Genomic DNA, 13,167 nt, shown 5'->3' with positions numbered 1-13,167 from the left:
CCTCCCAATTTAACATAAAAATGAGTATGATGCACGGTAAAAATACCCAGAAATAGGTATTGAGGATATCTTCAAAACAGTCTAATTTTGATGATCATTTAATAGATTGTAATTCATCCATCATTTATCTGTTGATAAAATTTAATAAATTTTGCCGAATGAAAGAGAATTTCTTTCACAGTAAACTTGCTGCAGTAGTAATCCTTTTCTTAATTTTAGGTAACACAAATCCATCCCTGGCTCAGAATAATACTTATCAAATCAAAGGTGTTGTATTAGATTCTTTGGAGATGGCTCCGGTAGAGATGGCAATTATCTCTATTGTCGATCTCGGCCTCTGGTCCAGAAGCGATGAAAAGGGAGTATTTGTATTGGACAATGTTCCTGCAGGGACACACCGTATCAGATTTTACCTCCTGGGTTATAAAGAAATAACCGTAACCAAAGCCATTCATTCAAATATCGAAGGATGGACACAGAAAATACAACCGACAAGCCTGTCTTTGAATGAAGTAACGGTTACTGCAACAGAAAACAAGCTGGGGTCAATCTCAACAATCGGAAGAGAAGCAATCGAGCATATTCAGCCCAAAAGCTTAACTGATATATTCCAATTGCTACCGGGACAAATAACGGACAATCCGGCTTTGTCATCACCGGGACAAGTAAAGATCAGGGAAATAACAGAAAACGACAACAGCGCATTGGGAACGTTGGTTATTGTGGATGGAGCCCCAATATCAAATGACGCGAACATGCAGACGATCAACACATCCCGGTCTGGTAAATCATTCAATGAAACCAGCTATTCCGGGAGAGGGATCGATTTACGTGACATTTCCGCAGACAACCTGGAGTCGGTAGAAGTCATCAAAGGGGTGCCTTCTGCTGAATACGGAAATCTTACCTCAGGAGTTGTGTTGGTAAAAACAAAGATCGGGGAGCAACCCTGGACAGCCAAATTGAAAACAGACCCGAATACTAAGATAGGAAGTATATATAAAGGCTTACGCTTACCAGAGCGCTCCGGCATACTGAACGTAGGAGCTGATTATGCTGAAGCTTACGATGATATTCGTGAAAAATCTGACGGTTATAAGCGCCTGACAGCAACAGTGGCATACTCAAATACTTTCCTCAACAAAGCGAATCCTTTAGATGTGAATATCCGCTTGTCAGGCTACAGCACGATCGACGAGAATAAGTCCGACCCTGAGATGAATAGCGAAGAATTAAAAAAGACATCACAAAAAGGAGTCCGCTGGGGAATCGATGGTAAATGGATGCTGCGTAAATCATGGATCACCAATCTGGAATATAGTATATCGGGTGACTATGCATCGAACACAAGCCGTACCAAGTCATTACAGGTACTGTCTACCGGAGCTGTACCCTATCCCACTTCCTACGAAGGCGGAATGTTTGAGGAACAATATCTGCCGGGGGTATTTTATACGGATTACTCTACAGATGGTAAACCATATAACGTTTTTGCCAAACTAAAAGGGAACTGGAGCCGCCAATTTTTCGAGCAAACCCTCAATTCCGTTAAGATGGGATTAGACTTCTCTCTTACAGGGAATAACGGCCGCGGGCTTGAATATGACATATCCAGGCCGCCAATGCTAAATCTTACAACCAGTATCAGGCCAAGGGCTCCTAAAGACATCCCTACGCTAAAAAGTTATGCCTTCTTTATAGAAGATAAAGTTGTACAGCCTATAGGCACAACCGAGCTTACAGTACAGGCAGGGACACGTTTTGTAAAAGTACAACCGGGAAATTTTCATTCGGTAGAACCCAGAATAAATACAAGTTTTGAATTTCTCAATAAAAAGAACAACCAGTTATTCGATCATTTTAGTATCGACATAGGCTATGGACTTTCATCCAAAATGCCAACCTTGTCATATATATCGCCGGATAATGCCTATTTCGACAATATGAGTCTCAATTATCTGGATGGGGAAAACTCTTTAGCTGTGATATCGACCGAAGTATTAAACACATCCAACCCTAACCTGAAACCGGCACGCAGCACTAAAAAAGAGTTAGGCTTGTCTTTCAGGATAAATAAAGTCTCCGTCTCATTAACAGCATATCACGAAAAATTAAAAGACGGGCTATCGTTTTACTCCACTCCTCACTTCTCTTTTTATGAGAAGTTTACAGTAAACGGAGCAGGCAAAATGCCGGAATTTGAAAACGGCAAAGTCTACTATTACGAGAACGGAAACCGCCTGGAGGCTCCATCATCGACCAGTGTAGCGATATATACTTACAATACGCCGGCAAACAACCAGACGCTTATAAAAAAAGGGTTTGAATACATTGTCGATTTAGGTAAGATAAAAGCCATAAATACATCGTTTGTCATAGACGGAGCCTGGTTGTGGCAGGAAAGCTACAATACTCTCCCTACATACATAACTATCTCGCAACTTTTATATGGAGAACCATATCCGTATATAGCAGTAATGCCGGCCAACGATAAAACAATCCGGCAGCGGATAAATACAAATATCCGGATGATAACCCATGTACCCCAACTAAAAATGATAGTTTCACTTACAAGCCAGATAGTGTGGAACTCTAAGTTCAAATACAAATGGGATGATGAAAATGGCAACTCCCTGATTTACTATTACGATGATAATGGCAACAGGGTGTATGGCGATGCTGCCTTGAAAGATATGAGTGCTACCCGCTATGTAGACCCTGTCGGGTTTATGGACAATACAGGCACTATCCATGATTGGAAACCTGAATATTCCACCCATAATGACTATCAGGCAATGGTAAGGACGTACAGTGAATCGTACTACTTTGTAGAAGAAAGCCTGCCTCCGGCCGTTCAGTTCAACCTGCGGTTGACAAAAGAATTTTCGCGCAATCTCACATTGTCTTTTATGGCAAATAACTTTCTGAAAATGAATCCGCTGCAAAAAAGCAACAGGACCTCACTTGATGTAAAAAGGAACACGAGGTTCTACTTTGGAGCAGAAATCAATTATAAATTTTAAAACATCGAAACAATTATGAAAACATTACTTTTTAAGCATAACAATGCTAAAGAGTTCTCGGTTAAAACCGCCCGGTCACTTTGTTTGCTTATCTTTTTACTTTCAATATTATTACTTCCGTCATGTAGCGACAATGATGAAGAAGCAAAAAGATATGTCGTAAAAGTAACAGTAAATTACCCGGAAGGATACAACGGGCTGGCTTCGGGAGTTGAAGTAAAAGCAGTAAATTCCCAGACCGGCTCCAGTACTGCAGCTACCACCGATGCCAGTGGTATAGCTCAATTCAATCTGGTATCAGGTTTATATAACTTCACCGTAGTTCACGAAACTGAAGAATTTGCCTTCAACGGGCTGAAAGAAAATCAGACTGTGTCTCTGGATATGGCTGTTTCTGTAGACCTCCATGCAACATCTCTTACAGGTGGACTTGTATTTAAAGAATATTATTATGCAGGTTCTCCGGTAGAAGGAAAAGCCGTAGGTTATAGTTCCGATCAGTTTATGGAAATATATAACAACTCAGACGAAGTTATATATCTGGATAATATAGGTATTGGCTGTTTAGATCCGGCTACCTCCAGTAGTGCATCCGTCTGGGTCGATAACAATGGGGAACTCTTAAATGTATTGCCTTTGTGGGGCTATAGTTTTTATATAGAGGGATCAGGTAAAGATCATCCGCTCGAGCCTCGCACCAGTATTGTGATTGCCCAGGATGGCATAGATCATCAAACAGACCCTCTGGGCAATCCGGCTTCTCCTGTAAACCTGGGTAATGCGACATGGGAAACTTATGTAGGGGACATCAATAATGGAAAAGATGCGGATGCCGCCGGTGTACCTAATCTGACCTTATTATCGACAACTACAACGACACAGAATGACGCTTTATATTCGGTATTCGGCCCTGCACTGATAATGTTCCGCTTCCCGGAAGGAGTAGATCCCGCTGCATTCGCGGCAAATGCAAGCAATCTGTCCACAAAACCGGGTACATCTGCAGCTACACAATATCTGATGATTCCAAAAGAATATGTGGTGGATGCGATAGAATGTGTCTATAATGACCCCGGGAAACGTAATAAGAGAATTCATTCAGATCTGGACGCGGGTTATACGTTTATAACAGGAGGTACATATAACGGAAAAAGTGTCCGCCGTAAAGTGAAGCAGATAATAGACGGCAAAGTTATCTACAAAGATACAAACAACTCGACAGAGGACTTCCTGAAAGATCAGACTCCTACCCCATTTGTTCATCCTGTCACAGTAGACTAGATAATTAAATCATAAACCTAGATGAAGTTTATTTACAAAAATATAATCCTGACCGGATTCATCTGTCTGTACACAGCGGCAACTTGTAATGCCCAGTCTGGCGACAGCATTACAAGCCCTGCCGACTATTCGCTATTGCCAATACAATATACCGGACTGCAAACGTCAAATCCTGTTGCATATATCGAAGTAGACAGGGACCGGATGAACGGACAGATTACCTATAATCATACTTCGGGAGATTATAAATATATTTCTGACCCGAGGTCTATGAATAGCGGACAAGTCGCATTGGAAGGATTTAAACGGGTAAATAAACTTCATTTCTACGGAAGTTTTTCCTACAATATATCAGGGTTGAAAGGCCAGAAGTGGAAAGACGTACTGATGCCTTCCCAAGGCAATCCCTTCATATTGGGTGACAGTATAGGAGGTGATTATGACAATGAACGTTTCGCCATAAAAGGAGTAATGGCTTCCACCCTCAACAAAAAACTGAAATGGGCCGTTGCCGTAGATTACAATGGAGGCAGCTCTGCCGACCAGAGCGACCCCCGGCCCAGGATTGATGCCACACGTTATTCTATTTACCCGGGTATCATGTATAACTTATTGCCGGATTGGAGTATCGGGCTTGATTTTGGATATGAAGGCTATAAGGAAGTTATCTCCGTTACCACAACTACTAAGAAAGACCATAATTACTTCCTGTTTCAAGGATTAGGCAATTATACCATCGAATCGGGAATATCACATGGCCGCCAATACAAAGGAACTGCGTTTGGTAGTAATGCCCAGATTAAATGGAGAAAGAATATATATGAAAATATTCTCCAGTTAGGCTATAAAAGCAATGAAGAAAAGTCTGAAGACGGTGCTGTCTCGGAGAGTGACAATAGTTCTGTAAGTGGCTCCGGGAATAGTAATATGTTCAGATCAGGAGATTATAAGGAAACAATTTACTCGCTGATGAATATATTTTCTGTAAAACAGGGTCAAACATCACATATTCTAAAGGTCAATATCGACAACAACAATTCCAAAGGTATATGGTACGACCAGAAAAAAATAACAAACAGTAATAATCAGCAAATCTGGGAGATATATAATAAATCGGTAAAATATAAAAATAAAACGACAAAAATCGGACTGGATTACATATGGCTGAAAGAAAGATCCGGCTGGAAAGATTATATGCTGGGAGTCGCGGCAGAATTTGAGCAACATAAGACCACACTCCTGCCTGATATGCATCTGCAAAAATATTCAAACGTCAATGTCGCTATAAAAGGAGGCAAGACCTTCCGGTTGCCAAAGAATTTCCAATTAGGCTTCGATTTAAAGGCTTCATACCAACGTAATCTTTCTTCAAAAGCGGATTTTACAGGTCTGGCTTTAGCTAATCTGTGGTCGTATCCTGTCTTTGAATATCTTACATCCGATCATTATAGAGGCGATGCTTCATTCAAATTAAGTAAACAAACACGGATGGGAAACCTTCCGTCAACCATATATCTGACAGCCGGTGCCAGTTATACAAAATCGGCTCTGGATACCGATAATTTCAATAAACCCGATCGTATAGGGATTGCAACATCATTTGGTTTTACATTTTAAGAAGAAAATGAAATACAAGATACTTATTATTCTATTGTTTGCCTATTGCGCGACTGTAGGAGCTAAAGACACAAGGAGAGGCTTTGCCATTGTGATAGATAGTATAAGCTATGTACAAGCAAAAAGCGAAGTCGAAAGTTATGCCGGATCGGTAGAAGCCGATGGACTTAAAACGTTTATAGTTGTCGACCGTTGGAACAATCCCGACTCCATAAAGCATAAATTGAAACAATTATATCTGTCAGCCGATAATCCCATAGAAGGAGCCGTATTTATCGGGGATATTCCTGTGGCTATGATACGGGATGCACAACATTTGACATCGGCCTTCAAAATGAATCAAAAACGGGACTGGCAACGCTCCAGCATTGCATCTGACCGTTTCTACGATGACTTCGACCTTTCTTTCGAGTTTCTGAAACAAGACTCTGTAAAACCTCTTTTGTTTTATTATTCATTACGGGCAGATTCCAGGCAGTCGCTTCATTCCGATATTTACACAGGCCGTATCAGGCCGTTGGATAAAGGAAGTAAAGGAAAATACGAACAGTTGCGGGATTATCTCGTAAAAGCCGTTGCCATAAAATCTCAGGAGAAAAACAATATTATAGATAATCTCAGTATGGCCCGGGGATACGGATACAATTCCGAATCACAGGTAGCATGGTCCGGTGAGCAACTGGCGCTTAAAGAGCAATTCCCGACACTATTCAACCCCGGGAGTTTTGTTAAGTTTATGGACTTTGACTCCTATTGGCCGATGAAACCATATTGGTTAAATGAAATTCTCCGTCCCGATCTGGATATTATGCTATTCCATCATCACGGGGCTAATGACAATCAGTATGTGACCGGCAATAAAAAAGGAAATGACGTCAATACATCGATAGAAAACATCAAATTTTATCTTCGCAGCAAGATATCTTCAGCTGTGGAAAGAGGTAAAAGCAAGGAAGAGGCGATAGACTCTTATATGAAATTGTTAGGTGTACCGCGCGAATGGTGTGAAGAAGCTTTCGATCCGGAACTGATAGCAAGTGACTCAATAACAAATGCATCGATGGGAATTACTCCGAAAGATATACTTGAAATATCCCCTAATGCGCGTTTTGTTATGTTTGACGCATGTTTCAACGGCTCGTTCTTCGAAGAGGAATATATAGCAGGCGCTTATTTATTCAACAATGGAAAGACCATTGTAACCCAGGCAAATACAGTTAACACCATACAAGACAAATGGCCGGACGAATTCCTTGGACTTCTCAGCCATGGCCTCCGGATAGGTCAATGGGGTAAATACACCCACTTTCTGGAAACGCATATATTTGGAGATCCTACCTTCAGATTTGCAAGGAATGTGACGACCGGTTTCGATATCAACGATGCCCTGACAATTCATAAAAATGATATTAAATTCTGGAAAAAAGCTCTGTTAAACCCGTCTGTAGATATACAGGCAATCGCTTTACGGATGCTCTACGAGAATGATTATACGGACATTTCGGCATTATTGAAAAGATCCTATTTCGAATCGCCCAGTATGATCGTAAGGCTTGAGGCGCTGATGCTGTTATCTCAAATAGATAATGATGATTTTATAGAAGTACTTGCCGCTGCTTCGTCTGACAGCTATGAATTGACAAAACGGTATGCGATAGACCTCATTGCCAGAAATGGTTCCGAAGAGTTGCTGCCATCCGTAGCCGGAATGATACTAAATGACAATACATCGAAACGCCTGGTATTTAAACTATCCTCAGGTTTCAGGATGATGAACCTCGATAAACTCGAAACAGAGTTACTGAAACAAGCCGGAAATCTACCTTTATACTCGCGAGACATGCTTGACAGCAGCCTGAAGAATATCAGGTCGACCAAAGAAAGTAAGAAAAAGGATTTTGACCTGATGGTGAATAAATCGGAAGGAGTAAAAAAACGATTATCTGAAATTAACCGCTTTCGCAACCAGCCGGCATCAGATGAAGTCGATATATTATTCACAATATTGTCAGATCCGGACGATGAGGCGGAAATACGGTTGACAACGGCCGAAGCTCTGGGCTGGTATATCTATTCTTACCGTAAACTCCACATAATAGATAGGTTAAACGAGCTGATAACAAAGGAAAAAGACACCTCAGTATTATCTGAAATGAAAAAGACTATCAACCGGTTGTCTGCTAAATAAGGAATAGATCAGTGTATGAAAAAATATATTTATATAATTCCGGCCCTCTTTCTTTTACTTGTCTTATCATGTAAGAGCAATAAGCCCCTGACTGAAATAAAGCCAATCTTTACAGAATATGAGCAACACCTCATAGACTCCATATTGCAATACGGGCTCGACCATGAAGCGCTTTACACAATGTTAGGCAGAGTGAAACCGATGAGTTCCCTCGTTTCTTTTTGGTATCCTTTAGCCAATAAAGACAGTTTGAAGAAAACAAGCGCCGATGTAGTAGACCGTAAAAACCAGGGAATATATCTGGACAAACTGCATGCTGTTCAACAAGCTGTAAATAAGTTGAATATTCCCGATTTACGTTTTATAATGATTCCCTATAAGGCAGCTCAGGGCAACAGACGTATAATGCAGCTTAATGTTGTGCGTGTAAGCGCATTAGACAGTCTTTTAAGGGTAAAAGAAAGTTTCTTCGGACAATTCGGGTTAGTTCCGGGTACAGATCCCGGCATCGCCGTCAGTGCAATAGAGAATGCCGACCGTTACGAACGCAACCGGGGATACGGATATTTGTTCGGTTATCCTGATTACGCGGTTGATTTCTTTGTGGATGACGCTGTAAGAAGGAGCCAGAAGAAAGAATCCCTGCCAAGAGAGTTTTTCCAGATACCTGTATATGCCGGTGACAAAGGTTATTTCGTCTATACATACCCCAAAGATCACAAGCCTGCGCCGGCAGTAGACTCGGCTATATACAACAGAGCCGGAAAAATACTGGAAGATTATAAGAAGATAAGGGACAGCTATATGAATACTGACAGCACCATCAGCGCTTACCAGTTACTTATAGAGTATAATAGGCAATGATATAAACCAGTATAAACCACAAAACTATTTTGAAGGATAAAAGTAAAGCTAAGATAAGTGCTCTTACCGGAGTATCTATTGTTGTAGCCAATATGATAGGTGCAGGAGCATTTACCAGCCTGGGCTTTCAACTTGAATCGTTAAGCAATACGGGAGTCGTGCTTTCCCTGTGGATATTAGGAGGAATAGTAGCCCTTTCGGGAGCGTTCAGCTACGCCGAAATAGGTACAATGATTAAACGGTCGGGAGGCGAATATACTTTCCTTTCACAAATATACCACCCTGTGGTCGGCTACCTTTCAGGATGGATTTCATTGACTGTCGGATTCGCTGCCCCCATCGCCTTATCGGTTATTGCTTTTACCACATATCTCCCCGTAGAATTAAAGTATCCGAAGCTGATTGGTATCGTCCTGATTTTCTTCATTACACTTATTCATTGTTACAATCTGAACTCCAGCTCAAAATTTCAGAATATAAGTACGTTTCTGAAAGTATTCTTCATCGTAATTATTATTTGTACAGGTCTCTTTTTACCGGAAAAAGGAGCGAATGCCTTTAATTTTGAACAATCTTATTGGACAGAAACAGGGTCACTCGCTTTCGCTGTGAGCCTTATCTATGTCAGCTATTCATATTCAGGATGGAACGCCGCCGCTTATATAACCGAAGAATTCCGTAATCCCCGAAAGGCTCTGCCCGTCGCGCTGATTGGCGGAACTTTACTTGTGACCGTCCTATATACTTTACTTCAGTTTGTTTTCTTAAAGCATGTCCCTTTTACCGAACTTGCAGGAAAACTGAATATAGGTACTATTGCCGTAGAATATATGCTGGGTGATACAGCTTCGAAAGTATTCAGCGCAGGTATCTCCATTATCCTGATTTCGGGAATAAGCGCGATGGTATGGGTTGGCCCCAGGGTTACATCAAGTATCGCGCGGGAACATAACTTATGGAAGTATTTCAATGTTGCACCGGATCATATACCCCGCAAAGCCTTATGGTTCCAGTTTTTACTAACCGGGATACTCTTGCTGACCGGAACCTTTGAGCAGATAATGATTTATTGCGGAGTATTGCTTAATGTATCCACATTACTGGTCGTGACCGGCGTTGTGATATTGAGATATAAAAAAACAAGTAACCCGGATGGTTTTCGAAGCCCGTTTTTCCCTTTATTCCAGATTCTGTTTATCATCGTTTCTCTCTGGATGATAATATTTGCGTTTATCCACAGTCCAAAAGAATGTTTACTGGGTCTCCTCAACCTGCTGACAGGCTTCTTAACGCTCATATTCAGTAATAAATTTACAAAATAATCATCAGGCTCGAAAACATTATCCTTTCATGAAGGATACAAAAAATAAACGAGTCCGGAATATTTCCGGACTCGTTTACAAATAGTTTACACGACTCTTTTCTTGCTCTTCCTCTTGGACTTGAACCAAGGACCCTCTGATTAACAGTCAGATGCTCTAACCGACTGAGCTAAGGAAGAATATACTTTTGAGGGAAAGAATCCTTTCAGATTTGCTCTTCCTCTTGGACTTGAACCAAGGACCCTCTGATTAACAGTCAGATGCTCTAACCGACTGAGCTAAGGAAGAGTATTTTTCTCTCAAAAGTGACGCAAAAATAGGCCTTATTTCTGAATTATGCAATATCTTTACGCAAAAAATTAAAGAAGAATGACAAAAGTGCTTGGAATGGGCAACGCCCTTGTGGATGTTTTAGCAGTAATAGAAAACGATAAGATACTGGAACTCCTCGGATTACCGAAAGGGAGCATGCAACTTATCGATGAAACGAAGCTGGAAATAATATCTAAAGAAATTAATAAGCTCGACAAAAGTATTGTTTCCGGCGGCTCTGCTTCCAATACAATCATCGGACTTGCCAGTCTCAATGTCGAAACCGGGTTTCTCGGTCGCATAGGCTCCGACTTCTATGGTACATATTATAAAGAAGACCTGAAGAAGCATCATGTAAAGTCACATCTGACCGAAGTGAATGAAGCTTCGGGCGTGGCATCTACATTTATTTCCAAAGACGGAGAACGTACTTTCGGCACTTATCTGGGCGCGGCGGCATTACTCCATGCTGATGAGCTGGAAGCAAATGATTTCAAAGAATATGATTATTTCTATATCGAAGGATATCTGGTACAAAGCCACGACCTGATAAAGAAAGCCATCGTACTGGCAAAAGAAGCCGGAGCAAAAATCATTCTGGATATGGCCAGTTATAATGTTGTGGAAGCCAATCGTGATTTCCTGCTCGAAATTATACCTCGATATGTGGATATCGTTTTTGCAAATGAAGAAGAGGCAAAAGCCCTGTTCAGCCTCGAACCTGAAGAAGCTGTTTCTGAAATAGCGAAGCAGGTAGATACAGCGATTGTAAAAACAGGGGAAAAAGGCTCGTGGATTCAACAGGGAGATGAAAAAGTATTCGTTCCCGCACTTAAAGTAAATTGCGTGGACACAACAGGAGCAGGCGACCTGTATGCGGCAGGTTTTATCTATGGCCTGATACATAACTGCCCGCTTTCTGCTTGCGGAAGGATAGGTACATTGCTGGCTGCAAATGTAATAGAAGCTATCGGAGCTAAAATAGAAGAAAATAAATGGAGCCGATTACATCAGGATATTAAGAAATTAATCTAGAACAATTACCATTATGAAGAATACTCTGGAAAACAAAGTCACGTTCGTCACCGGAGGCGCGCTTGGGATCGGCAAGGCTATAGTAACCGCTTTCTGTAAGGCTGGCGCAGATGTATTCTTTTGCGATATAAACGAAAAAGAGGGGAAACAACTCTGCGACGAACTGAATGATTATAAATGTACATTTGCTAAAGCCGACATATCGGATAAAGGGGCTTTAGCAAATGCCATAACCTCGATCCTCAGTCAAAAGGGCGACATAGATATTATCATTAACAATGCGGGCGTAAGCCAGTTCGGTTCCATTCTGGATATGTCGGTCAATGGGTTCGACAAGGTTTTGAAGACAAACCTCCGGCCTGTATTCATTACCGCTAAATTATTAGCCAAACACCGGTCAAAAAGCAGACCGGAGAATAATTACGGACGCATTATCAATATGGCGTCTACCCGCTACCTGATGAGTGAACCCGATTCGGAAGCATATGCGGCTTCGAAAGGGGGAATCGTATCCCTCACCCATGCGTTGGCCATCTCCCTGAGTAAATACAATATCACGGTGAACTGCATCAGTCCGGGATGGATAGACACGGGACACTATGGAGAATTGCGCCCGATAGACCACGGACAACATCCATCCAACAGGGTGGGTACACCGGAAGATATCGCACGTATGTGCATCTACCTCTGCCAGCCCGAAAATAATTTTATCAACGGGCAAAATATTATTATAGACGGAGGTATGACCAAAAAGATGATCTATGAAGAATAAAATGCAAAGCACACGGACGGGACGTCTGCGCGGGCAGAGGCTATATCTGCATAACTAAAAATTTATCAGAACCAAATATCTTTATCTATATAAGAAACTGATTATTAACATTAATATTTAAGTATCTTATGAAGTATAAAGAGAAAACGGCTTCGGAGATTATCCGGATGATAGAACAGGACTTGTGCAGCATCTCCGAAATATGCAAATCGTTTAAAATCAGTCGTAAGACATTTTATGAATGGAAAAAGGCAAAACCTGATTTCGGTGAAGCGGTGGAAGAAGCCATCGACCACCGTGAAGAAGTGATGATAGCTTCGGCACGTATCGGACTGAAACAACTGCTCGAGGGATACATGCAGAAAAAAGAGAAGGTCACCTACATCCCCGATAAGAACGATCCGCTGAACGAGGTGGAGAAATGCCGCGTAGTGGAAAAGAAATTCTGCCCGCCGAGCATCCGCGCGATAAAGTACGTACTCGACCGGGAGGAAAGGAGGAAGGACAGAGACCGCTTGCTTGCATCGGAACGCCATCCGCTGGTCATTGAAGTACAGGACGAAGAAACCAGGCGTCAGCTGATGATATTGAAAGGGAACGGCTTCCGTTCGGGCGGCTCGCTCAATCCGGAAGTAGTGGCGGCCGTGGACAAGGAAATGGAAGAGGAAGGGCGAAAAACGAAAAATGAAGAACGAAAAGTGAAAAATGAGCAAGGGCAAGCTATGGAACAGCCGCCTGTCGCTCAACCATCTG

Annotated in this window: 9 protein-coding genes and 2 tRNA genes; 9 read left to right on the top strand and 2 right to left on the bottom strand. The window is 41.7% G+C overall.

What is annotated here, in order from left to right; genetic code table 11:
• Nucleotides 1–158 precede the first annotated feature (158 nt).
• From ACFO6W_RS12065 to ACFO6W_RS12040, 6 genes are read left to right on the top strand one after another with little or no spacing between them, the layout of a single operon-like run.
• Nucleotides 159–3,023: a TonB-dependent receptor gene (locus tag ACFO6W_RS12065; protein WP_379996735.1), complete on the top strand. Its 2,865-nt coding sequence runs from the start codon at nt 159–161 to the stop codon at nt 3,021–3,023.
• A 15-nt stretch (nt 3,024–3,038) separates the two neighbouring features.
• Entirely contained in the window at nt 3,039–4,304 is a 1,266-nt protein-coding gene (locus ACFO6W_RS12060) for a DUF4876 domain-containing protein (protein WP_379996733.1), read from the top strand.
• Between the two features lie 21 nt (nt 4,305–4,325).
• On the top strand, nt 4,326–5,921 hold the full coding sequence (locus ACFO6W_RS12055) for a DUF6850 family outer membrane beta-barrel protein (RefSeq protein ID WP_379996731.1): 1,596 nt from the start codon (nt 4,326–4,328) through the stop codon (nt 5,919–5,921).
• A 7-nt stretch (nt 5,922–5,928) separates the two neighbouring features.
• Nucleotides 5,929–8,109, top strand: coding sequence for a HEAT repeat domain-containing protein (locus ACFO6W_RS12050; RefSeq protein ID WP_379996729.1), 2,181 nt, complete (start codon nt 5,929–5,931; stop codon nt 8,107–8,109).
• A gap of 15 nt (nt 8,110–8,124) precedes the next feature.
• A complete protein-coding gene (locus ACFO6W_RS12045) occupies nt 8,125–8,973 on the top strand; it encodes a hypothetical protein (protein WP_379996727.1) in 849 nt (282 codons plus the stop codon).
• 29 nt (nt 8,974–9,002) lie between these two features.
• Nucleotides 9,003–10,295 (top strand): APC family permease, encoded by a 1,293-nt coding sequence (locus tag ACFO6W_RS12040; protein WP_379996725.1) that lies wholly within the window; start codon nt 9,003–9,005, stop codon nt 10,293–10,295.
• 105 nt (nt 10,296–10,400) lie between these two features.
• Here the strand turns inward: ACFO6W_RS12040 and ACFO6W_RS12035 are convergent.
• Together ACFO6W_RS12035 and ACFO6W_RS12030 are read right to left on the bottom strand one after the other, a co-directional pair.
• Nucleotides 10,401–10,474: transfer RNA gene (locus tag ACFO6W_RS12035), tRNA-Asn, on the bottom strand.
• 35 nt (nt 10,475–10,509) lie between these two features.
• A tRNA-Asn gene (locus tag ACFO6W_RS12030) sits at nt 10,510–10,583 on the bottom strand.
• 81 nt (nt 10,584–10,664) lie between these two features.
• Here ACFO6W_RS12030 and ACFO6W_RS12025 point away from each other — a divergent pair.
• The 3 genes from ACFO6W_RS12025 to ACFO6W_RS12015 form a co-directional block, all read left to right on the top strand.
• Complete coding sequence (locus tag ACFO6W_RS12025; protein WP_379996723.1) at nt 10,665–11,642, top strand: adenosine kinase; 978 nt, start codon at nt 10,665–10,667, stop codon at nt 11,640–11,642.
• A gap of 13 nt (nt 11,643–11,655) precedes the next feature.
• Nucleotides 11,656–12,414, top strand: a complete 759-nt coding sequence (locus tag ACFO6W_RS12020) for an SDR family NAD(P)-dependent oxidoreductase (RefSeq protein ID WP_379996721.1) — start codon at nt 11,656–11,658, stop codon at nt 12,412–12,414.
• A 128-nt stretch (nt 12,415–12,542) separates the two neighbouring features.
• Nucleotides 12,543–13,167 (top strand): helix-turn-helix domain-containing protein (locus ACFO6W_RS12015; protein ID WP_379996719.1); only part of this gene is annotated, 625 nt, incomplete at its 3' end.

Source organism: Dysgonomonas termitidis (assembly GCF_042654545.1).
Taxonomy (GTDB): Bacteria; Bacteroidota; Bacteroidia; order Bacteroidales; family Dysgonomonadaceae; genus Dysgonomonas; species Dysgonomonas termitidis.
This window is presented reverse-complemented; position numbering and strand designations above follow the sequence as displayed.